This is a genomic window from Aminobacter sp. GW821-FHT11F06 (assembly GCF_058808215.1).
Window position 1 is genome coordinate 1 of record NZ_JBXARL010000005.1, and the last position, 22930, is coordinate 22930.

21 protein-coding genes are annotated in these 22930 nt (G+C 61.3%); 12 read left to right on the forward strand and 9 right to left on the reverse strand.

All coding sequences use genetic code 11. From position 1 onward, the window contains the following. Positions 1-70: 70 nt before the first annotated feature. On the reverse strand, positions 71-1003 hold the full coding sequence (locus AC1RTB_RS13710) for a LysR family transcriptional regulator (protein WP_492881816.1): 933 nt from the start codon (positions 1001-1003) through the stop codon (positions 71-73). A gap of 117 nt (positions 1004-1120) precedes the next feature. On the opposite strand from AC1RTB_RS13710, the gene AC1RTB_RS13715 reads away from it, so the two are divergent. Both AC1RTB_RS13715 and AC1RTB_RS13720 read left to right on the forward strand, forming a co-directional pair. Beyond that, positions 1121-1786: a hydrolase gene (locus AC1RTB_RS13715; RefSeq protein ID WP_492881817.1), complete on the forward strand. Its 666-nt coding sequence runs from the start codon at positions 1121-1123 to the stop codon at positions 1784-1786. Positions 1787-1868: 82 nt separating this feature from the next. Further along, on the forward strand, positions 1869-2468 hold the full coding sequence (locus AC1RTB_RS13720) for an NADPH-dependent F420 reductase (RefSeq protein WP_492881818.1): 600 nt from the start codon (positions 1869-1871) through the stop codon (positions 2466-2468). Between the two features lie 11 nt (positions 2469-2479). Here AC1RTB_RS13720 and AC1RTB_RS13725 read toward each other — a convergent pair whose 3' ends face one another. Beyond that, positions 2480-2701, reverse strand: coding sequence for a hypothetical protein (locus AC1RTB_RS13725; RefSeq protein WP_492881819.1), 222 nt, complete (start codon positions 2699-2701; stop codon positions 2480-2482). 473 nt (positions 2702-3174) lie between these two features. Between AC1RTB_RS13725 and AC1RTB_RS13730 the strand changes: the two genes are divergently transcribed. The 3 genes from AC1RTB_RS13730 to AC1RTB_RS13740 all read left to right on the forward strand — a co-directional run bounded on the left by AC1RTB_RS13730 (position 3175) and on the right by AC1RTB_RS13740 (position 4845). After that, entirely contained in the window at positions 3175-3684 is a 510-nt protein-coding gene (locus AC1RTB_RS13730) for a methylated-DNA--[protein]-cysteine S-methyltransferase (RefSeq protein WP_492881820.1), read from the forward strand. Position 3685: 1 nt separating this feature from the next. Further along, positions 3686-4306 (forward strand): hypothetical protein, encoded by a 621-nt coding sequence (locus AC1RTB_RS13735; RefSeq protein ID WP_492881821.1) that lies wholly within the window; start codon positions 3686-3688, stop codon positions 4304-4306. Positions 4307-4470: 164 nt separating this feature from the next. Beyond that, positions 4471-4845, forward strand: a complete 375-nt coding sequence (locus AC1RTB_RS13740; protein WP_492881822.1) for a hypothetical protein — start codon at positions 4471-4473, stop codon at positions 4843-4845. Between the two features lie 247 nt (positions 4846-5092). Here the strand turns inward: AC1RTB_RS13740 and AC1RTB_RS13745 are convergent, their stop codons facing one another. The 6 genes from AC1RTB_RS13745 to AC1RTB_RS13770 form a co-directional block, all read right to left on the reverse strand. Beyond that, on the reverse strand, positions 5093-5842 hold the full coding sequence (locus AC1RTB_RS13745; protein WP_492881823.1) for a 2OG-Fe(II) oxygenase: 750 nt from the start codon (positions 5840-5842) through the stop codon (positions 5093-5095). Beyond that, on the reverse strand, positions 5839-6405 hold the full coding sequence (locus AC1RTB_RS13750) for a methylated-DNA--[protein]-cysteine S-methyltransferase (protein WP_492881824.1): 567 nt from the start codon (positions 6403-6405) through the stop codon (positions 5839-5841). Before AC1RTB_RS13750 ends, AC1RTB_RS13745 begins: the two co-directional genes overlap by 4 nt. Before the next feature lie 251 nt (positions 6406-6656). Further along, positions 6657-6908: a hypothetical protein gene (locus AC1RTB_RS13755; protein WP_492881825.1), complete on the reverse strand. Its 252-nt coding sequence runs from the start codon at positions 6906-6908 to the stop codon at positions 6657-6659. Positions 6909-7156: 248 nt separating this feature from the next. Continuing rightward, positions 7157-8254 carry a bifunctional DNA-binding transcriptional regulator/O6-methylguanine-DNA methyltransferase Ada gene (gene ada / locus AC1RTB_RS13760; RefSeq protein WP_492881826.1) on the reverse strand — a complete coding sequence of 366 codons (1098 nt, stop codon included), beginning with the start codon at positions 8252-8254 and terminating at the stop codon, positions 7157-7159. 359 nt (positions 8255-8613) lie between these two features. Next, on the reverse strand, positions 8614-9087 hold the full coding sequence (locus tag AC1RTB_RS13765) for an FAD synthase family protein (RefSeq protein ID WP_492881827.1): 474 nt from the start codon (positions 9085-9087) through the stop codon (positions 8614-8616). 203 nt (positions 9088-9290) lie between these two features. Then, the gene (locus tag AC1RTB_RS13770; RefSeq protein WP_492881828.1) at positions 9291-9746 is read right to left on the reverse strand and encodes an ester cyclase; all 456 of its coding nucleotides are present in this window, start codon (positions 9744-9746) and stop codon (positions 9291-9293) included. A gap of 244 nt (positions 9747-9990) precedes the next feature. On the opposite strand from AC1RTB_RS13770, the gene AC1RTB_RS13775 reads away from it, so the two are divergent. Genes AC1RTB_RS13775 through AC1RTB_RS13785 form a run of 3 tightly spaced genes read left to right on the forward strand, consistent with a single transcriptional unit; the run spans position 9991 to position 10677 of the window. Further along, a complete protein-coding gene (locus AC1RTB_RS13775) occupies positions 9991-10311 on the forward strand; it encodes a hypothetical protein (RefSeq protein ID WP_492881829.1) in 321 nt (106 codons plus the stop codon). A gap of 19 nt (positions 10312-10330) precedes the next feature. Further along, positions 10331-10465: a hypothetical protein gene (locus tag AC1RTB_RS13780; RefSeq protein ID WP_492881830.1), complete on the forward strand. Its 135-nt coding sequence runs from the start codon at positions 10331-10333 to the stop codon at positions 10463-10465. Then, positions 10462-10677, forward strand: coding sequence for a hypothetical protein (locus tag AC1RTB_RS13785; protein WP_492881831.1), 216 nt, complete (start codon positions 10462-10464; stop codon positions 10675-10677). Before AC1RTB_RS13780 ends, AC1RTB_RS13785 begins: the two co-directional genes overlap by 4 nt. 104 nt (positions 10678-10781) lie before the next feature. Here the strand turns inward: AC1RTB_RS13785 and AC1RTB_RS13790 are convergent, their stop codons facing one another. Then, on the reverse strand, positions 10782-11975 hold the full coding sequence (locus tag AC1RTB_RS13790) for a helix-turn-helix transcriptional regulator (protein ID WP_492881832.1): 1194 nt from the start codon (positions 11973-11975) through the stop codon (positions 10782-10784). 517 nt (positions 11976-12492) lie between these two features. Between AC1RTB_RS13790 and AC1RTB_RS13795 the strand changes: the two genes are divergently transcribed. From AC1RTB_RS13795 to AC1RTB_RS13810, 4 genes are all read left to right on the forward strand, one after another. Beyond that, complete coding sequence (locus AC1RTB_RS13795) at positions 12493-12960, forward strand: hypothetical protein (RefSeq protein ID WP_492881833.1); 468 nt, start codon at positions 12493-12495, stop codon at positions 12958-12960. 278 nt (positions 12961-13238) lie between these two features. Further along, on the forward strand, positions 13239-14363 hold the full coding sequence (locus AC1RTB_RS13800; RefSeq protein ID WP_492881834.1) for a peptidoglycan-binding domain-containing protein: 1125 nt from the start codon (positions 13239-13241) through the stop codon (positions 14361-14363). Positions 14364-14501: 138 nt separating this feature from the next. After that, complete coding sequence (locus AC1RTB_RS13805) at positions 14502-19712, forward strand: hypothetical protein (protein ID WP_492881835.1); 5211 nt, start codon at positions 14502-14504, stop codon at positions 19710-19712. Then, positions 19709-22807 carry a PASTA domain-containing protein gene (locus AC1RTB_RS13810; protein ID WP_492881836.1) on the forward strand — a complete coding sequence of 1033 codons (3099 nt, stop codon included), beginning with the start codon at positions 19709-19711 and terminating at the stop codon, positions 22805-22807. Before AC1RTB_RS13805 ends, AC1RTB_RS13810 begins: the two co-directional genes overlap by 4 nt. The last annotated feature ends 123 nt before the right edge of the window (positions 22808-22930 follow it).

A 22930-nucleotide genomic window follows, 5' to 3' on the forward strand; every position in this document is an offset into this window, starting at 1 on the left:
CCCATGAAGAACCTGGCCCATAGCGCATCCCTTGATTCGAACGATAAGGATGCCCCATCAAAGCCTGGGATCAAACACCTAGGCTGCCTGCGAAACGTTCCGCCAGGCGATGACGGCGAAATTCCTCGGCAATGAAGTCGACGAAGACTCGTGTCTTGGCGGGCAGCAGCGTGCGGCTTGCATAGTAGATCGAGATCGGTCCGCTGTCAGCATACCATTGTGGCACGACGCGCACGAGCGTGCCGCGCTCGAGATGGGGCAGGGCGTGGGGGACCGCGATCAGCGTCACCCCGAGACCGAGCAGTGCCGCCCGGCACATCGCCTCGGGATCGTCGAATACGATCGTCTCCTTCAGCGTCGCTTGGAGTTCTGTACCAGCAGCGTTGCGCATTGTACGTTCCCGAATTCGTCCTGTCCGTAAGGAGCGCATGACAATGCCGTCGAAGACGGTGAGCTCTGAGGGATCGACGGCCTGCTTCTGGCCTTTCAGATAGGCCGGCGATGCGACGGCGATGATGTGCAAAGGTGCAAGTGTGCGTGTCACCAAGCCTGGTGCTAAGTCGATGCCGCCACCAATCGCAGCGTCGTATCCCTCGGCGATCAGATCGACTTGTCTGCTCTCGAAGCGCCAGTCAGGGCGGATGTTGGGATAGCGCGCAAGGAAGGTGGGCAGCATCGGCAGGATGTAGTCTGCGCCAAACGTCAGCCCCATGGAGACCTTGAGAACTCCGGCGGGCTCGCCGCGATCAGTGGCAGTGTCCGAAATGGCCGCCTGAAGTCCCTCCAAATGATCCTGCATTGCGAGCAGGAAGCGCTCGCCAGCCTCGGTCAGGGTCAACTTGCGCGTCGTTCGCTGAAACAGTCGGACGCCGAGATTGTGCTCCAGCATCGCGACATTGCGGCTGACCGCGGCAGGTGTCAGGGAAAGCCTTCGCGCCGCAACAGAGAAGCTGCGCGCTTCCGCGCTACGGGCGAAGGATTCGAGGTTGGCCAAAGTCTCCATGCGTCTTTCTTCAAGTGATGCTTGTAAGATTTGCCGGTTATTACAGGCTAATTATAGGCCAATAAAAGGGCGATAGCTACGTGGCAGACGATGAAGCGCCAACCGGAGATGACGCCCATGGCCACTCAGTCCAACGCCCCAAAGAACGGTCTCAATGCCCTGCTGACCCCTGAAGAGTCGGTGCTGGTGCTGATTGATCACCAGCCGTTTCAATTCGCCAATCTGCACAGCCACGAACCCACGATGATCATGAACAACGTCATCGCGCTGGCTAAGACGGCCAAGGTCTTCGGCGTGCCTACGATCCTGACCACCGTCCTCGAGGACCGTGGCGGCAAGCTGATCAAAGGCCTGCAGGATGTCTTCCCAGACCAGAAGCCGATCGACCGCACCTTCATCAACACCTGGGAAGATGCGCGCGTCGTCGACGCGGTGAGGAAGACTGGCCGCAAGAAGATCATCATGGCGGCGCTCTGGTCGGAAATCTGTCTTGCCATGCCGGCCATCCAGGCTGCGGGCGAAGGCTATGAGGTCTACGCAGTCACCGACGCGTCAGGCGGCGTGAGCGCGGAAGCGCACGACATGGCGGTGCGCCGCATGGGGATGGCTGGCGTCGTTCCAATCACCTGGATGGCGGTGGCCGGTGAGTTGCAGCGCGACTGGGCCCGCGAAGAGACAGCCAGGATGGGGGCTGGGACATGGCTTGAACATGGCGGTGGTACGGGTATCGCGCTTGCCTGGGAGCTGCAGCTGCTCGGCCAGAATGCGGGCGGCGGCGCGTGAGCGGCCGTCGTAACTGACAGAACGCAGGAGCATGCCCCGGGCGTTCCATCACATCCAGTTCCAACTCTGAAAGGATAAGCAAATGACCATTGGCATCATTGGCGCGGGCGCGATTGGCACCGCCTTCGCCCAGACGCTGAGCCGGGCGGGTGTCGAGGCCACCATCTCGAACAGCCGTGGCCCGGATTCACTCAAGGATCTGGTCCCCAAGCTCGGGCCATCCATCAAGGCGGGCACGCGCGAGGAAGCGGCACGCGCCGACATCGTCTTCGTGGCCGTGAACTGGTCAAAGCTCCCGGCGGCGATGACAGGCCTTCCAGACTGGGAGGGGCGCATTGTCATCGATGCCAACAACGCGATCGAAGCACCGCTGTTCAAGCCCGTGGACCTTGGCGAGCGCGCATCGAGCGATGTGTTTGCGGATCTCGTGCCCGGAGCTCGTGTCGTGAAGGCGTTCAACCACCTCCGCGCAGAGCTGCTGGCCACTGATCCGCGCTCGGATGGCGGAAGCCGCGTGCTGTTTTATTCCGGCAACGACACCGCTGCCAAGGCAGAGGTCGCATCCCTGATCGAGCGGATCGGATTCGCGGGGATCGATCTTGGCTCGCCGGCGATCGGCGGCAAGCTCGCTCAATTTCCTGGCGGCCCCTTTCCGAATCTGAATCTCGTCAAGTTCGGTTGAACGTAGGCCAGTCAAGATTTGCGCGGCGACAGAGCCACGACGTTTGTCGGGCGCAGCCGGGCACCCTCTTTCCCAATTGGGAATTCTGATGCCTTGTCATCGACACCGGCGTCGCTTGCGCGCTCGATATCCGACCAGGTCGCGGACGAGGTGATCATTTCAAGAAGCTCTTGGCGCAGACCGTCACCGCGCGCGGCGGCGATTGAATGCAGTGAGCGCAGTAATGTCATCATGGCTCGTGCCTCCGTTGCGATTTGACAGCGGCCTCTTCAGACCGCGTTGATGTTCCTCAGCGCCGTGACGTGCGCCAGATGCGATGGCGCGGTGGTTCGCCCCTCGGATCGTTGAGGGGGCGACTTCCGGAAACAGTTCCCGCTCCTCAATGTCTCGGAAATCCGCTCCGGACTGAGGATGCGTAGCGCCAAGCGCTTGCTTTCACGCTGGCGGGGGCAACTGCTGCCGGCGACCGCGTTCCTGCGGATCGTAGATGTCAGGATCGTCCATTTGCAGCTCCGATGGCTTTTTTGCCACCGACGATACAGCTGCTGCTTGGGCACGCGCGCGCTCCGAATATTGCTTTCAAATTGAATACAGTTGAGCGGTCAAAGCTGACGGCCTGTATTTCGATTTGAAAGCAAGGACCGGAGAGAGACGCATCGCGCCGGCTTCTATGTTCGACCAACAACGAGTTGAGAAGGTAGAGACGATGCGTGAGATTATTCGCTTTGCATGGGGGATCAGCTCCCTTGGCGGTTTCGTGGTCGCCATGTCGGAGAAGGGTATCGTGGCCCTCGAATTCAGCTCCATGCACACGGCGATGGAAGACGCACTGCGCATTCGTTGTCCGGAAGCAGAGCTTGAGCGCAGCCAGCAAGATCTGGCGAACGTGATGGAGGTGGTGGCCGGCGTCATAGACGATCCGGCGGCCGGCTGCGAACTCCCGCTCGATCTGCGTGGAACCCCCTGCGAGGTGCAGGTCTGGATGATGTTGCGGGAGATCCCGGCGGGACAGACGACCAACTATGGGGCATTGGCGGCCAAGCTGGGCTCGCGCGACCCGCGCGATGTCACGGCGGCGATCGCCAACAATCCGATTGCTGTGATCGTGCCGTGCCATCGGGTCATCAAGAAGGACGGTTCGATCTCCGGCTATCGGTGGGGCGTGCGCCGCAAGCGCGTGCTTCTTGCGCGTGAGCAGAGGGCCACGGAGCACTGATGTGTGGGACGTGCGTTTCCTTCGGAACGGCGCGCTGGGCGGCCAGCGCACCGCTATCTCGCGGCCTGGTCTTCACGAGGGCCTTTCCGAGCCGCTGGAGGTTATCCGGCTGTCACTCGCGTCCGCCGAGGCCGCACACGATCGCTTTCCCGGCTATCGCCTGACGCGGTTGGTCGGCGCGCGTCTCGAGCTGGATGAAGTCGATATCGGTCGACTTTCGGGCGTTCTCGGCGTTGATCTTTTGCAGCCGGACCCCGGGGTGCTGCGGCCTTTCGATTTCCATTTGCGAGACGTGATCGCGCGATACGATCTGGACACGCTGTTCCGTGATGAGAGGCATGCGCCCTACCATCATGCGATCCGGCCGACCGGTTACGATTTCTATCGTGACGAGGTCATCCCGACCGGCATGGAGCAATGGCGTAGCGACTATCGCCATATGTCGGACGAACGGCAGATGATCGCCGCCTCGATCATCTGGCTCTATCGGGCGGGGAAAGACAATGTCTGGCTGCGGCGAGTTCCTTGCGCCTGGCATGCCGCCGACGCGATCGCGTGCCTGAGCGCCGCTGGCGCCCTTGGAGATTGGGCACGGCTCTACGCGCTCTATCCGGGCTGGTAGGCGCGGCGCATCTGTGCCCGCAGGCTTTCGCGATCGATCAATCTTCAATGTGAAAGCAAGAACCGGAGCGTTCGAGCAGCCAACGGCCGGTACAGATTTCGGTACTGACGACTTGCGCGTAACCGCATTGTCGGTCGAGGAGATCAACAGAAGGGTGTCGCGTCATGGAAGACAAATCCTGCGCTGTGTCTCCCGAGGGCGACAAGATCATCATCGCGTTGCATGGCAAAGGGGGCGAGCCGCAAGAAGTCACGCTCTCGTTCGACGAGGCGAGCGCGCTGGCCATGACGTTGCCTCGTCTGTTGACGATGGCGATGAGCCGCCGGTTCTCCGACGCGGCGCTGCGACACGTATATCCGGTTCGAGATTACACAGTCGAATGCGCTTCCGATCGGCGACACGTCCTGCTGACGCTGTCCTGCGGAGGTGGTTTCGACGTGGTGTTCGGTCTCGACGTCAGCATGATTCCGATGCTGACGCGCGACCTGGCTGCGGGCCAGGCGCTTCTTGAAACACCGCCATCCCTGCGCCCGAACTGAGCGGTCGATATCGCGCAGACCTGAAGTGGGGGGATCTCCCCCAACTGAGGCGGCCGGTTGCGACCCTGCCGCAAAGACGCCGGCTGAATGGATCGGTGGCAGAATGATGGAAGACCGGCCAGCAGGCCCCAGCGGCTCGGGCCGCTCGGGCTATCTCTTTCCCTTCGGCGGCAGGCTGGATTGTCGTTGCTCGACGACCACACGGCGCTGAATGGCAGGATTTCGTTTGCCACGGGCCGTCGCTCGCTCATCGAGCGTCGTGGAATATGATTCCGACGGTGTGACGCGTCCCTGAGCGGACGCGGCTGACGCCATGACGCAGATTGACGCGATAGTTGCCCTTCGTTCCCTGGACCGGACGATTGTGGACAGCGAAGGCAACGGCATCGCCCTGTCGGAGCGGTACCACCTCAACCCGGCTCTGCATACGCGGCCGCTGTTCAGTCAGTGCGAATTCGCCACCTGTGAAGTCACGGCCCGGCTCGGAAAGCAGGATCGCCACCTGTATCGGGAATGCAAGGTCGCCGTAGAGGTCCTGGTGAAGGCAATTGAAGTCACCGGGAACATATTGCAGCAGGAGTGGCGTCGGCCGAGTCTGGCCGGCATCGTGGCACTGCTGCAGGAACGCGTCATGGTCGCCGGGGAACCGCTGATCCATTCCCATCCGCTCGCTCCACCCGTTGGCAACGCCTGCCAAACGTGGATAGAGCGCCGTGCGGATGCCGCCGATCAGGTTGGGTAGCGGATATTTGAAGTAACGATATTCACCCTTCCCGAAGCCGTGCCGCGCCATGATGATGTGACTGCGGAAATGGCTTTCGTCGGCGTAGAGCGCCGCGATGGCGCTACACTCCTCAGAGGTGAGCAGCTTCGGCAGAACGGCACAGCCGAAGCTGTCGAGTTCGCCGGCGAGCGCCTTCCAATCGTAGACGGCGATCCGTGCGTCAGCGGACATGTCCGCGGACGCACGTGAAAAGCTGGCAATTGGCTTGTTCATGCCATGGCTTCCTTCTGGATGAGAGTGCGCTTGCGCTCAATACCCCAGCGATAGCCGGCCAGGTCGCCATTGGAGCGGACGACGCGGTGACAAGGGATGGCCAGTGCGATCGGGTTGGCGGCGCAGGCGCCGGCGACGGCGCGCGGGTTCGCCAGCGGGCTGATCCACTTGGCGAGTTCCATGTAGCTCGCCGTCCGGCCCACCGAGATCGCCTTCAGCTTTTCCCAGACGCGGCGCTGGAATGGCGTGCCGCGCATGTCGAGCGTCAGATGAAGCCCGTGGGAAGGCTTGGCGATGTAGCGCAGAACTTTCGCGACGTCGTCCTTCACGACAGCTTCGCTCGCGATGAGCGTGGACTGTGGGAAGCGATCGGCGAGGTCAGCCGTCAGCTCCTTGCCGTAGTCGCCGAGCAAGATCGAGCAGACGCCCTTCGCGCTGCGCGCGACCAGCACCTTGCCGAGTTCGCAGTCGACCACCGCATAGGAAAGAACGTCTGCAGCCGTCGGAGTGAAATTCACCGACGGATCGGACCACAGAGTGTCAGGCTTGATCATGCGGTTCATTATCGTATCTCCTTGCTCTGTCTTCGCGTTCGAAATTACGTCCTTCGATGCGTAGCCAAACTCCGATCCTTGTTTTCAAATCGACGTTTTGCTCTCAGGGCCGGAGAAAAACGAAAAATGACGGGCGCTGGTGCGGCCGCTGATTGGCACATGGGCGCATGCACTGATGGCCTCAGAGCGCAGATCGTTGAAGCGAACGCTGGTGGAAAGACGCAGAATGCGCTCACACAACGCTCTTTTCGATCGGTCGATCAAGCAAGTCTGAGGATTGTTGTTTCTGCGAGAAGATAGGTCTCACCGGAGGTGAAGCGGACTTCGGCTTCTCCGTTGTCGAGCATTTTCAGATCAGCGTAGCCAGCGACCACAAGCTGACCGATGTATTTCATCACGAGCGCCTTATCCGGGTTGCCTTGGGCAAGCGCAACGAGCGCGTCGATGACTTCCTCAGCTCCAGGCAGATTGCGCCGGCTCGCCTTAGCGTCGAATCCGCCGCGCGAAAACATAGTTGCGGGTTTCCTTGCTTTAGCCGTTGCGGCGGGCAGACCGTGAGAACCCGACAATCGCATGTCGACTTTCGGATCGATAACTCATCTCGCCACAGGGCAGTGCTGGCGGCACTCCGGTTGTTGTCATCAAACTGAAAGAAGATTCGGAAGCTATGCGACTTGCGGCCTGGAGGCCGCACTGATGTGTCGAAGCTCAGGGTAATCGTCGTCGGTTCCGGTTTCCGGGGGAGCGCTCGGCACCGAACTCACGCGGTCTGAGAAGCCTCCCGATCGAGGAGCGCGCGCTTGCGATCGACACCCCAGGCGTAACCTGAGAGCGCGCCGTCGTTGCGCACCACGCGATGGCAAGGAATTGCGACCGCGATATTGTTTGCGGCGCAAGCTCCGGCGACCGCTCGCGTGGCACTTGGCGAGCCGATGCGGCGGGCGATTTCCGAATAGGACACGCGCTCGCCGACAGGAATCTGCTGCAGAACCTGCCATACCCGGCGCTGGAATGCCGTGCCGCGGACATCGAGCGGCAGATCGAGTCCGATACTGGGGTTTTCAACAAAGCCGCAGACACGAGCAATGAGGGCCTCGTACTCGCGGTCCATGCCGATCAGACGCGCCTTCGGGAAACGATCCTGAAGATCGCGAACCAGTTCGTCCGGATCGTCGCCGAGCAGGATCGAGGCCACGCCCTTCGTGCTGGACGCCACGAGGATAGCGCCGAGATAGGACTGGCCGACCGCAAATTTGATTTCTTCGTTGGCACCGCCCGCGCGGTACTGTGTCGGTGTCATGCCGAGTATCCCGGTCGACTTCTCATAGAACCGACCGCTAGAATTGAAGCCTGCGTCGTACATCGCCTCTGTGATGCTCGTGCCGGTTTCAAGACCCTCACGTACCTTCGTTGCACGGCGGCCGGCGGCATAGGCCTTCGGCGTAAGGCCAGTTGAGGCTTTGAACACCCGGTGGAAATAGCTCGGACTGCGATCAACGGCAGCCGCCAGATCTTCCAGCGACGGTTCTTCCTCGCTCTCCTCGATGATGCGGCAGGCCTTGGCCACCAGGGTCGCGTTCTCGGTGTCAAGCGATGGACCATCGGGATTGCAGCGCTTGCAGGGACGGAAGCCGGTCGCTCGGGCGCTCTCGATCGTATCGTGCAAGGCGACATTCTTCGGATTTGCCGTGCGTGACGGGCACGAGGTCCGGCAATAGATGCCCGTCGTCGAGACCGAATACCAAAGCTGACCGTCGGCAGACTTGTCCCGGGCAATGATACGCCCCCAGCGCGGATCGTCCGCTACGGAAGCAGGTGAGGTGAAAAGTGCTGATGAAAACTGGGCGCTCTTTGCCATTGTCTTCTACTCGGATTTGTCCTGCCTCCACCGTGCCTCTGATCAACGCTGGTCACACTCCGATCCTTGCTCTCAAATCAGATTAATGCCCACCCGATTCCCGCGCGAAGGCTGAGAGGGGCGTCCACCGCTGCAGGGCGGACGGCATGATGCGCGTGCCGCAAAGGCAATTGCGGGGGGCTGAGTGAGAAAAGGGGCCTTGAGCCCGCCGTTACCGTGCCAAATCTGATATGATGGGATCAGTCTGGTCGCGGCGAATTTTTGCGGCCGAGGCTGAAGATTTCACGACTGCCACAGGCATAAAGGGCGACAGCGAGAACGAAGATGGTCGCAATTGTTGGGCTGTAAAGCCATGGGTGTCAGGCCGCGCGCGCGACTTTCATGACGTCCATGTCGACATGGACCCGGCCTGCCAGCACATCGATGTTGTAGAGCGTCTTACGCAACGCGCTGCTCGATGTGGAGCGCGTGTAGGGGAAGTAGGCGACCTCGACGCCGACCGCTCCGAAATCGCGTTCGAGCTTGTCGCCCTTCTCGGTCCCGCGCCAATCGTCACCCTTGAAGAAGACGTTGAAGTGGAGGTCTTGCCAAATCTCGAGCTTGTCGTTCGTCGTGGCGGCGTGAGCGGCGTCGACAAAGCGGACGCTGCGGACGATCTCCAGTCGTTCGGCGAGCGGGATCACGGGGGATACGCCCTTGTGCTCGACCAGCACCTCGTCCGACACCACGCCCGCGATCAGATAGTCGCAATGCTCCTTGGCGCGGCGCAGCAGATTCAGATGGCCGATGTGGAAGAGATCGTAGGCTCCAGGGGCGTAACCGATGCGGACCATGGCGGTTGTTCCTTGTGGAATTCAATGAGAGGAAGTTACCGCCGCGCTCAACCTTCGACGCTCCGAATCCTGTTTTGAAATCAAGAATTTCTGCGGAATTACTTGGCTGTGAAAAATACATGAGGCTCGCACCAGGGTTCGCGCGAGCCTCAGTTCTCCATTCGGAGAGTGCCTACCCCTCGGCAAGCTATGTGCGGCTTCGATCAGGCCTTCTTGATCAGCCCAAGCTGCATCATCGCTGTCAGGCCGTCGTCGAGGCCGTGTTCCTCGACGATCATGCCGTCGACCACCTTCAGCACGGTCTTGCCGGTGAAGTGCATCTTGCGGCCGGTCGCAGCGGGAAGGCCTTCGTAGCCGGGCAGGAGATCGTCCCAGGCCGCGCCGGTATGCGTGCCGCCGCCTTCCCACTGGCCAACGACATAGTCGCCCTCGGCGATCAGGTCGGCGGTGCCCCAGAAATTGAGATCAGGGAACGCGGCGCGGAAGTCGGTCATGAAGGCCTTGATGTCTTCGCGGCCACGGCGCGGCTCGTGCAGAGAATATTGCAGGAGCATATCGGGCGCCGCGATCTCATCGATGACCGCAAGATTGACGTCCCTACCCCAGAATTCGGTGAACCAGCGGACGACGACGGCCTTGTTGTCTTCTTCTTTGCTCATGGAAAGAGTCCTTTCTTCAACTTCGGGCGACCATCGAAATCGCTCGATGACCTGATGAAAGGGATATTTGCCTGTCGCGTGCCTCAAACTCCGATTCTTGCCCTCGAATTGGAAACGGCGTCCTTGGTTGATACGGGCTATCGTCGCGGAATGCGAATGGCGGTTTTCTCTGCAATTTCGAATTCGAAGGCAAGAAGCGGAGTGCCAACGATGCGCGCGATCACATCGTGCGGATATGCTTTCCATGACACCACTGGGCTATAAGGTCGCCTATCAAACCAAGACCAATACAGGCACGATGTTGGAGATGATCCCGCAAGGAGAATCTCTCGATGGGTGGACCGAAATGCTGACGGTCCAGGTGATGCGCAACATTAAGGGATACACGCTCTCTGGCTTCTATGCCGGCATGGAGGAGGCATGGGCGGAGAGACTGAGAATCCCACGCAGCCCGCTGTGTCAGCGGCTGATCGACGACGTGAACATTCGGCGCTTCTCGCGAGACGCAACGCAACTACATCCGCTAGTTCGGGCGCTTCGCGACATTCCTGAGGCGTTCACCTGATACGGCGACCTCGGACGACGTGTGTCGGTTCCAGGTCAAACAGCGTGAGGCCGGAGTGCCCGTGCCGACCATGAACAGCATCATCTCGGCGCTACGGTTCTTCTTTGCCCACACGCTGGACCGGCCGGACCACGCAGGCAGGTGGTGCGCGTGAGCCATCCCCGCAAGCTGCCGGTCGTTCTGAGCTGCGAAGAGGCGACCCGCTTTCTGGACGCGACCACCTGCCTCAAGCATCAGGCCGTGCTGTCGGTCGCTATGGCGCAGGCCCTGCCTGAAGGCGCGCTGGCGGTGTCACATCGCTATCCGCATCCAGCGCCGCGAACAACGTTCGCCTCGTTGGAACATGGCATTGGCCCGGCAGCCTAGAATCCACCTAGAGGGAATCCCGTCGCGCGTGCGCTGCGCAGACGCTCGCACGATCTCCATGAGCTCGCCTCGTCTGTGTTCAAACTGTCAGATAAGACTGTCCCCTATATCCTTTCGAAATTACCATCTGGCTTTCGTTTTCGGCCATCAGCGCTCGTCAGCTCATGCTCGCCGTGCATAAGTAGCCAGACAAGTTCAGCCTGCCTGCGGACGCCGGTCTTCTCGAAGATGTGGCTGAGGTGTGCCCTGACGGTTGTGGCCGCAATGCCAAGCCGGGCAGCTGCTGCGTGGCGTCCGTCGCCTTTGAGTATTTCAAGAGTGACGTCGGCCTCGGCCTTCGTCAGCCCGAACCGGCGGTGCAAGTACTCTTTCGTTTCTGCAGGCGTCAGGTCGAAGTTTGCTACCATTGGGGGGCCGATGAATACGGCGGCCATTGCCTCGAACTGTAGCCGCGTACGCAGTTCGCTGCCGTTCAACGGCAGAACATGCGCGAGGATGGGCGGGACCTGCGGTTGGGTAAGGCGGATGGCAAGGCCAGTCTTGCCGAGCATCGCCTCGTCCGTGGCCGCAAGGCGGATCGCCTTGCGCAGCTCCTGCGCCGCCGCCGGCGCTTTTGCACTGAGGATGCCGCTTGTGCCGTGCACGGCAGCACCGTGCCGCAGCATGTGCTCCGCCGAACGGTTCGCATGCACGATGTTGCCCTCGCTAGTGGTTAATACGACGGCGCAGCGGAGCGCATCAAGCGCTTCGGCAAAGCGCGCGCGCTCGATGGCGCGAGTGTCTAACACATTACTGATTGTGACCGCGCGACGAAGATGCGGGAGCAAAAGTGCCGCGATCTCGATCTCCCGGTCGGTGATGGCGCCGTGCCGCTGGTGGCGCCCCACCACAATCTCGGAGAAATGTGTCGGCGTGGACATAAGAAAAACGTGCATGATGTCGACGATACCGAGCGGTTTCAGACAGTGCTGAAGGTAGGCCGAGTCCACCAAATAATCGGGTGAGAGCTGACGCGAGGCGATAAACGGTTCGTCTAGAGAGGGGCCCTTCGCGAACCATTCGGTCAGCCGTGCATGGATTTCCGGAATATGCTTCTGCCTCTCTTCGAGCCCGAACTGTCCCCAGCCCGCACTCTTGTCGATCAGGAGGCGATCTTTCCGTAGATCGTTCAGAGAAAGAATTATAGATTCGCAGGACATGGCGTCCTTGATCTCTGCCAGCGTCCGCTCCCACCGCGATGGATCGAGCGTGCAGTCGTAGATAGATCCGATCAAATCCGAAAGGATGCGGGGCGACATTTTAGGACCCTGAGCGGGTACTCCAGACTGGTTCTTGCCGATACCGCGAAGGTTATGCATCACCATCCGCTCCGTCTATTGAGCGCTCGGGAGCGCCCGCGAAAAACAAAAACGAGTCGATGAGCGGGGGCGCACCTTCTGCCCAGGCCATTCCACTGTCAGGCGCGAGTTGCACCTCGTGGATGCGCCGCAGTACCGCAAGAATCGCATTTGCACGTGCCATCAGCGCCCCGCGCCTGAGTTCTCTCAGAAACCCTTAAACTGCTGGAACTGCTAAACGGTATAGGACGAACGTCCGATGCGCCACCGCACAACCTATGAGATGAATTCGTTCGTAACTGATGCGTTGCCATGGGGATCACATGTCCAGGCCATCGTCACTGACAATCAAGCGTTTGAAGTGCAGTTCAATATTCGTCCAATCGGCCTCCGATGGGTCGGCAAATAGGCGTGATACGCAACGAGCTTATCAACTCGGAATGAGGCGACCATAAGAATGGCTACGGCTAGGATTTACATGATCTACTGCGTGCGGCATGCTTCGAGTACGGATTTCGGCGTGACGCAAGCGCTCACTAATCTCGCCGGCGAGTTGCTCGCCGGCGACTTCGGTGTTCCTCTGAGGGATGCCGTGGCCACATTGCCGGCCGTGATCGCGGCGGTCGCCACCGCTCGAGACGATCCCGACCAGTTATTCATGACCTTTGGAAGCGCTGAAGTGGACGAAGCCTTCTGGCCGGCGGCGGGCCAACATACCGATATTCACGCGAGTATGTCCCGCGAGATTCTTCTCGATTTCAACGTCGACTACTCGCAAAACGTATCGCTGTGGGATTGGGATGCCGAGCACTTCATTGGCGATCACGATCACTTGGGATCGGTGACGATTTACGCAGAAGAAGCCGGATATGGACAGAAGGCGAAACTCGCTAAAAACGACGTGGAAGGGTCGGCCTATTACGTCTTTTATGAGGTCTTTGCCTGAAGGGAATCGCTCTCCGCCGGCGTTGCGGTTTTGAATGGCGCTCTGGCGATTCTTCGACCATCGCCCCGTGGCGAAGTATGCTCTCATCGGGCAAGGTTGTTGCGCTGGAACTAGCGTAAACCGAGATTTCTTCTTTGATATGTTTTGGCGTTATTGTCGACACGCCGGAGTGCCTCGGGCGGAAAATCGTGTCAGTCCGTTTAGAGGCAAGACCGATAACGTACAACACCTGAAAAGAATACGCCTACGCCGAACCGAACGCCACAAGGAGAATGGGCATGCTCATATCCCAACTGTTCGCAGGCAATGCAGATCTGGAATTAATCGCGGCGGGCGGGCGCCGGATGTTGGCACCCGAGCAGTCTGACAGTGTGGCTCTTGTTCAAATTGCTCTTGTAGCCATCGGTTTTCCTCTGAAGACGGCTGGCATTGATGACGGTTTCGGCCAGGAAACCGGCGACGCGGTGGTCCAGTTCAAGACAGACAGGGGGCTTTTCCCAAACGACCCGGTGGTAGGGCCGGGCACCATTAAGCGCTTGGACCTCGAGATCGCCTGGCTTGAAGGTGGCGGCCTGTCGGGCGTACTGGATGCGACCGCGCTCGACACCAAAACGTTGGTGTTGGACCCCATTCAGGTCGGCTTTGTCGAGAACCAGCTTGGCGACTTCTCTCTCGGTCAGAGGGTACTAGACACGTTCGAGCTGGGTGATCGCATTTGCTTCCGCCCGTCGTTTCTCTTTGACCTCTTCATCGCAAGGACGTTTGGACAATATATCGAACGCCGCATCTTCGATGAGAGCTTTTGCGTCCGCAACGGACCTTGCACCAGCGAAGACTTTCTCGATGAGGCCGGCGCAACCAACTACACCGTGTTCCTCAAAGCGCACAATCCAGCAGTACCGCCGGGACGCATCGACGAATTGGCAGGCGAGCGACGGCCGGACATCATTTCTCACCGCGATCCCAAACAATGGTACGAGATCAAGCCGCACAGCATCTCTGGAGCGATCTCCGGCCGGATAAAGCTCAACGTCATTCCGCCGCTCTATGCCGCACGTGGCCTCTCTTATCTCCCAGGTACGAGCTACAATCCCGTCGACTTGGTGTTGGCCAAATTCAAAACGCCTGAAGGCGAGGAGTTGGACCTCATCCTGCAACTCGATAGGCCCACTCGCGGACTGGTTTTCTACGCTCTGTGCGTGAAGGGCAACTACGTCGCTTACTTCAATAGAGTCCGAATTGCAGTCGGTGTTGCTGCACTTCTCGCCGCAATGGTTGAATTCGCCCCCATAGCGGCGGAAGCGGCGGAGGTAGCGGCTGCGCTAGCTGCCTTGCGTGAATTGCTTGCGGGCTTGGGTGTCGCTCTCGAAACCTTGCCGCGTCTAGTTCCTCGACCGCTCTGACCGGGCATTCAAAAGCAAACGACGTCGCCAATCTGCTGCGCCAACGACAAACAATGTCAAAAGGCGAAATTCTTTGGCCACTTCGATGGCTGAGTTTCTAAATTCATTGCAGGGGGTCGCGACGACCAGGAGGAGCAAGTGCCTCGTACTTTGCTTGATATTGTTGGCCGTGATTTTGCTGTCCCGATCGACGCCGACTCCGATGGCGGACAGATACTCAGCAGCATGACGTTGGACGGCGCGCTCAATCCTCAATTACGCGGCAAGGCCCAGGTCGGCGCGCTCACGCTCAGCCCGACCGCGAGTGGGGTCAGCGCGCGCGCCGCGCAGGCGAACGACGCCATGGTGTTCAACCTGCCAGGCGGCGACTGGGATTTCACCATCGTGCCCCCAGCGCCTGACCATGCTTCACTCTTCGTCGAAATTGAGCTAATCGCGCCAAAATTGAAGCTGCCCTTTCTGCATCCGGCGGCAATCGCCCCCGATGGGACGCTGGACAGGCTACCTGCTGGGGATGTTCTGGCGGTGTTTCCAAAATTGCTCCTGGTGGTCGTGGCAACTCCGGGCACGCCCGCTGCCAGCGCAAAGCTGGCGCCATCGCATGATGCCGCCGGAGCGCTCGAAGTCTCGTTCGAGCCACCCCATGCGGCGTTTGGGGCGGGCGAGGTGCTCGGCTTCGGGCTGCCGCGCGCGACGCTAAACCTCGATGCTCCCGGTGGCGGAGAACTGCGGTTTCCCGAGTTGACGCTGTTTGTGGAACCACCCGGCGTGCCGGCGCTCACCATGCGCGGCGGCGGACAGGGGCTAATCATCGAACTGGGCGGCGGCGGTTTTACCGGCGATTTGCAGGTGGTGGCTGCCGGTGGCGAATTCGCCCAACGCCGCCCGCGCTTCATCCGTGATCTGGCGGCGCGCTTACGCCTACTGCGCAACAGCGTGCAGCTGCTCGAGCTGACCGGGCGTATCGAGCTCTCGGCGGAGATCAGCCGCAGGCTGGGCGCAGCCATCGAGGAAGCGCCTGGAGACGTCGACTATCGGTTGGCGCTGGCCCTGGACAGCGGCTGGACCACGTCGCTGAAGCTCTCGGGCAGCGGCGGCCACAATTATCTCTGGCGTACGAAGCGCGGCATACCCCATGAACGTGAGCGGATCCGTGATACGCTAGGCGCTTACAGCGTCTTTGCGCCTTTGCTGGCGCCGGAGCTGCCGGGCGCTGGATCGAGCGGCTATGTTGACCTCGGGCTGAGCGCCGTCGCGGCCGAAGGCGTGGCGGAAAGCCGCTGGATCACCGCCCAATTGGTGACTGTCATCGGTGCAGAACTGACCGTGGCTTCACCCGGCGGCGTCGCCCCCCAGGGCGTTCTGTTTTTCGACGTCGAGACGGAACTTAGCCTCGATGCCCATGTGGGAGGCAGCACGCTCATAAGGACACTGAAGCCTCTGAAGGTTCGGCAGAAGGCCGTGGGCCTCAAGCTCGATTTCGGGCCGGACGGAAACGCGCCGCAGGTTTCTCCGGTTTTTGATCCACTCCAAGGGTTCAGCCTAGATCTCTCTGATCCAGGTACGTTCGACATTCCGGGGCCACTGGGCGAATTCCTGCAGCCGGATTCAGCGCGGATGGCGCGGGACAATCCGCTCGTCTTTGAAGTTGACCTCATCACCAAGGTTGATCTTGGTATCGTCACCATCGATCGGGCCAGTATCCGCGTGCCCCTCGATGATCACGAACCGACATTGACCGGGCTGGGTGCTCATATCGACATGGGCGTGGTTGCGGGCGATGGCTATATCCGCATTCTGAAGGGCGGGCTGGCAGCCGGGTTCGACGCATCCCTGGCTTCGCTCGGCGTGCGGGTAGGGGCCGACCTGCAGATCGAGACCGAACACCCGACAACCCACGAAAAGCTCATTTCGCTGCTCATCGGCATCGATGCCGAATGGCCGATCCCCATTCCTCTCGCCAATTCGGGTATCGGTCTGTTCGGCTTTCTCGGCCTGTTGGCCACCAATCGCCGGCGCGATCTGCAAGCGGGCGAGACCGCGCTTGATTGGTATGCCCAAGCTGAAGGCAATCCCCGGAGAGGCGCCTGGGAGCTTGCCCGCGGCGATTTTGCGCTCGGCCTCGGCGCCGTCCTCGGTACGGTCGAGGGCGGTTTCCTCATCAACGCCAAGGGCATGGTGATGATCGAGCTGCCAGGCCCACGGCTGCTGATCATGATGAAGGCCAGCATCATGAAGGCTCGGCCACCCAAGGAAGGGGCAGGCACAGGCACGCTGCTGGCGGTAATCGAGATCGGCTCCGATGCCATCTCAATCGGCATCATCGCAGAATATACGATGAAGTTCCTGATCGAGCTGCGCGTGCCGGTCGATGTGAGGTTCGATCTGCAAAACCCGTCCAACTGGCAATTCGACCTCGGTTCCATCGAAGTGCCGCGGCTTGTCTCGGTGCGGTTCATGTCCTCGATCCGGGCCAATGGCTATTTCATGATTCACGGCAACGGCATCGCCTCGCCTTTGCATCAACTCAACGGCTTTTCGGTCGCTGCCGGCATCCAGGCGGCGATCACCTGGGGACCGGTCGATATCGGGCTCTACGTCAAGGTCGGTGTCGGCGCCGACGTGGCCATCAGCTTCAAGCCGGCGGTGATGATCGGGCGTATCACCCTTGAAGGCGAGTTGCATCTGTTTATCGTCAGCATCGGCGTGCGCGCCTCGACACTCCTCAAGATCACCGACGATTCCTTCTACGTGCGGGCGCGGATCGAAGGGCATGTCGATTTCTTCTTCTTCGAGGTCAGTGGGGGCGTCACCTTCGAACTGGGTGATCCCGGCCTGACCTTGCCCGATCCCGAGCCGCTATTGCGCGCGGTATCGCTCCACAGCAGAACCCATGCGTTACTGCCGGGATCGGGCGCCGGGCAGCAGATCGATGGCAGCCTCGGCGAGGCTTCCACCGACGGCGGCGAGCCGACCCTGATAGTTCCGATCGACGCCATCCCGGTGTTGCAATTCGAGATGCGCCCCCATGTGAGGGACGGCGTGACCTTCCTCGGTCGGGAGATCCCCTCGATGCTCGGGCCGACAGGCTGGGTGCAGCGGGGTGAGCGCTTCTATCGCTATGAGGTCAAGTCGATCAGGCTCGCCGCAGCTGGCGCCGCGGAACCGGTGGAAGAGGGCGACACACCGATCGTCTGGTGGGACCGGCAAGGCAGCCCGGCAGCCTATGACGATAGCGACGTGCAACTGGCGCTCCTCGATTGGATACCCGATCCGACACCGGCGGCGGCATTGCGAACCCAGACACGCGACACCGCCACGCTAGAAAAATGGGGGACGGTATGCAGCGATATCGCCGAGGCAGCCGGTGTTTTCTGGACCTTTCGGGGCAAGGCGCCTGGGCCTTCGGCCACAGGCTGGAAGCTGGTGGGCACGCCGTGGCCGGACAAGCCGGGAGCCATACGTTCGGCGCCGCCGGCTGAAATCTTGCAGGTCACCGAACCTTGGCGTACCGGCACGCTTGCCGATGCGCTGGTGCGCGTTGGTCCCGCTATCGTTGTCGGCCCGCCCAGCATCCGCGTCGCCTTCCTCGCTCCGCCCAGCACAGGGCAGGAACTGTTGTCGCGGGTGGCGGGCGACGAGGCGATCGGGAAGTTACTGGCGATGAGTCCGCCGGCTGACCTGCGCGGCCTAGCCGATGCCATCCGCCTCGATACGCACGGCATGCGCAAGATCCGGGGGCTCTACTTCATCCAGGAGGTACTTCACTTCGCAGTCGGCCTTGGGGGGAGGCGGTTGGTAATCCGCGGGATCGACCACCAGGGTGAGGAAACGGGGTTCATAATCGGTGTCGAGTCGAGGGCGGTAAGCTTTGCCGAGCTTCCCGACCACTGGAATAATCTCGACGGTCCCTGGGCCCAGATGGTCTCCGACTTCTACAATGCCTTCCCCGCTGAGACCCCGTTCTGCTTCTTCGATATCGACCTGCCCGCCGGCACGGCGTCGGTCGAGATCGGCATAGATTTGGCTCCGCACGAGGAAGTGCAGCGGCGATACTGGTTCCTGTTTGCGGTCGAGGTTGAGACCGAAGCCGAACACGCCCGGCAGAGCTTTGATGAACAGCGCAAGACAGACCGGACCAGCACGATCAACGGCGCATTGGGCGCCGATCAGAGCAAACGGGCGCTGTTGCGACCTGACACCGTCTATTCGGTCGCAGTTGACTATGAGGTGACGACCGCCCTGGCTGACGACCATGGCAATCCCGACGTCCAAAGCGTTAGTGGACCGGTGCCCGGGCCTGCGAAGAGTTTCCGGTTCAAGACAGACAATGCGCCCCCGGATAGCCTCGAACATCTGGTAATGGGAGCTGCGCCCGGCCAGAACGAGGAAGCCTTCTTTTACGCCGACCCGATCCGCGTGGTGTTTTCGACCGGCGAGACGCGCAGGCTGTTCAAGGCTTATGACCGCGAGCTTTTCGCCGTGGTCAGGGCCGCCACCGGCAAGCATCCGCGCACCGCACCGGGCGCCGCCCCCGGCCTCGTAGCGCTGGACCTGGCGGCAGTAACCGCGATCTCCGCGCTGGCGATGACGCCGTTCGAGAATTCTGCTCGCGAGACTCTTAGTCACCTGCCTTGCATCGACATGGAGTTCGTCAACAACTGCCATGAGATAGTGACCATTCCGTTGCCGCTTGAGCCGGTGACGGGTTACGTGCTGGATATCGAAGCCCACAAGCGCGGGGAGCCGCCTGCGGCCAAGCTACTCTATCCCCTGTTGCGGCGCTCCTTCAGAACCTCTCGCTATGCCAGCGCCGACGCGTTCGCCCGCGATGTGCTGAATAGTGGCGTCCGGCACCGTCACTTGCCTGACCTGGCGGCTCTGGCGGCGCTCCCGGCCGGCAGTGTGCCCGATCTGGCGTTCGAGGCGGCGCTGCGCGGCGCCCGTTGGGGCGAGTTCGGCAAGGCGAGCGAACCACGAGTGACGGTAATATGGCAGGGGGCGGCGCCTTCGCAACCCTTTGCCGTGCTGATCGAGACGCCGGAACAACATTGGCGCGAGCGCAGCGTTCCCGAAAAGCAGACGCGCGACGGCATTACCTTTTATGGCCTGGTCAAGCAGCGATGGTTGGGGTTGGCCAGCCAGGGTGGCGCCGGTGTCTTCTCGCACTTCGTGCACAGCACCGACGGCAGCCGGACCCTCGCCATGTTGCTACCCGGCGGACGGGGCAAGACGCTCAATGTGAGCCTGCAACGCAGTAACCACCTGCTCTACGAAGGAAATTACGACCTCGAATTCCGCAAGATGGTCGAGATCAACCTTTTTGCGCCATGGGAGGCAAATCCATGAGCCAGCGTATCGTCGTCGACGGACAGAACGGTTGGCTCAACTTGCGCACCATGAGCATATTCTGGGGCGAGGAGGGTGGTGGCCTGGTGATTGCCGACTTCGCCTCCACCCAACTGCGGTGGATGATCCATCCCTCCATCGGCCTGCCGCTTTCCCAATTCAAGGTCTGGTATCGCCCCGGTTCGCCTGACGGCAACAGCAAGCAGCAATTGGCCAATATGGATGGCTGGAACCTGCTCGAAACAGTGGGATTGCCGATAGGGGACGACTGGGATGGCACTGGCTATTCCCTTGAGGCTCAGGGGCCGCTCCCGCCGCAGCTGTCGCCGGTCGAAGCGGCGCGCCAGAGACTGAAGAGGGGAGCCCCGCCGACGGGATGGCGACCACAGCACATCAACGGTCGCCCGTTGCCCCAATGGGAACGGCCTGACAACGATGCTTTTTTGGAACGGCTCTGCAAAGGGCCAATCCTGGATGGGCTCCGCGACATGCTCCTCGCCACCCCGGCCCCGCGCCAGCATCACAACTTCGTCCGCGAAGTTCCACAGGCCGAAGTATCGACCCTCCTGCCGCACCTGGTACTGGACCAGACCATCGGGAGCCTCGGCGGTGGCGAGAACCCGCGGGGCACGTGGCAACCGCTGAGTCTGATGGCAATGAGCGCCGGATCGGACCCGCTGGCAGCCCTGGCGCTCGGCTTCGGCACGGCGCTGGAGGCGCCCACCGATGGCGAAATCCTCTACATGGTCACGGTGGAGCACGAACTCGAGCCGGGTCTCTGGATCGATATCGCCGATATCGCCCGCGCCAATGCCGCGACGACGCGAGTGCTCAAGTCGCAAGGCTTGTCTGCCAGCCGATCGAAGATTACAAGGGCTCAGGCGATCGACGGTCCGACGCTCGAAACAGTGGCCGTCAGATGGACGCGCCCGGTGCTCCCGCCATCGCCGCCACTGGCGCCCGAATTACCGGTGGCCGTCAGCTATGCCCTCGCTCGCTTCGGCTGGCCACCCGAAGAGATCTTGCTGACACGGCGCCCCGATGGCGTAGGCGGTTGGCTCTCCTATGTGCCAGGCTCTTCGCCCGACGACCCGTCGATTTCGTTCCAGGACCATGTGATCCGAACTGATGACGGCACACGCTTCGGCACGCCGTATCCGCTGCCGATGAACCTGACCTATGCGGTGGCCGGACAGGATTTGTTCGGGCGCTGGAGCGATTGGGAGGCGGTCGAATTCACCAGCCCGATCGAAGAGCCGCAAGCGCCGATCGTTTTCTCCGTCGAGCTTGATAGCGATAGGCACCTTACCGTTGATTTCGGCTGGGATTGGTCCGATCGCAGCCCGGAATTCATCGAACTTGTCGGCGCCTGGACCGACGAGCCGGGCGTCGTCCAAGTCTCGGCACGGATCGATTTTGGAGGCGGGGACCAGGGCGATCCGGGCCTGGCAGATATTGTGCCGTTATCACCTGACAAACATCCATCGGACTGGGGCGCTGTCCAAGATGCGCCACTTTATGAGACGGGATCGCGCTTCTACCGCTGGAAGGCACAGGTCCCGCCAGACCTCAATGGCGCGGCATGGCGGGAATTCGGAGTAAGCGCGCGCGGTCAACGCCATCTCCACCAACAGGCCGACGATGGCTTCGGCATAAGTCCGTTTGGCCAGCCGACGGTGACGCGGGTGTGGAGCAAGCAGAGGCTAGATTCTCCGAACGTGCCCCCGCTGGAAGCCCCTTATTGGGCGAGCTTGCCCGATGCGAATGGCATCAGCCGCTTCACGCTGGAGTGGAACAGCGTTCCGGGGGCGGGCGGCTACATCGCCTACGAAGCCACGGAGACGGCGCTGCTCAGCACCCTGGCACCGGCGATTGCCGTCGATACCGCTGTTGCGCATACGAAACGCCTGTACGACCTGCGCGCCGCGAACATCAGTTCGGCCCAGAAGAGCTTCCGGCGTCTGACCAGAGAGCCGGTGCCCCAGGCGGCCGGCCAGGTGCGATACGAGGTGAGCCTGCCGCGTGGCAGCAAGGTTATCCATTTCTTCGCCATCACGACGGTAACCGGGAACAACATGGAGTCCGACTGGCCCATGGACAGTGGCAAGTTCATCGCCGTCGCGGCTCCTCGCCTCGATCCGCCGCCGCCGCCGCCGGGCATTGCTGTCGACGCCGATCCGGATGACCCGCACCGGATCATCGTCAGGGTCGACCGCAATGCCGCGACCGGCGGCCCGATCGAGCTCTATCGCACCAATGTGGCCAACGCCGCCCTGGATGTCGGCTCGATGGGACCACGCCTGGGCGAGATCACCGCCGATAGTCCCACGGCGCAGTTCGTAGACGCTACGGTGGCGCCCGGCTGGCTTCCGCATTTCTATCGGGCCGTTGCATGGTCAGTGCCCAATAATCTGGAGGGCCTGATCGAGGCACGTTCGGCTCCTTCGCCTGCGGTTTCGATTCTCGTGCCGCCCCTGGCGCCCCCGGAGATCCGCAATGTCGTCGGCAATCGGCCATTTTCGACCGACACCAAATGCCTCGTGGGGTGGAGCAGTCCCGCGCCGCGGGCGCGTACGCCGGCGGGATCGCACTGGGCCGTCGTCGAAGCAAGCACAGAGGCTGGTGATGGCTTGCCTTGGTACCGGTTTACGCTAGCGCTCGACGAAATTCCTCAGATCGAATTCGATACGGATGTGGCTGACCTCAATGAAGGTATCTTCGTACGGCAGTTGGGCGATATGAGCCACTACGTCGCTTGGGTACCCCGAGCCGGCAATGAAGGGTTTCGACTCTGCGTAAAGATGATCGATCCGGTGAGCCGCATGGGGGTCGAACTTCTCGATGTGCCGCCTTTGGAAACGGCGCAGCGTTTCGTGACCGTTCCGGCCTGGGCGAGCAAGGTGGAGGTGGAGCGGGGCGATGACATGGGTATGGCCGTGTTCCCCGCCCATGAGCTAGGACTGATCGTCGTTTATGACACGGCGCGGCAGGAGCCGGGCTTCGACCATGAGCAAGTGATCTCGATCAACCCTCCGGCCGGCACAGTAGTGCCTGCCGGTACTGCAGTGACAGTACTCCTCAACCTGCTGGGATGATTGGGATGAAGGTTTCTGCCTCGACAGCCCCCCCGAACTCGGAGTTGACGTCCATCAACCGCGCTAGCAATTCAGGCGGTTCTGGTCGGCGGTCAACAAACTTCATTGTTGGCCGAAGGGGCG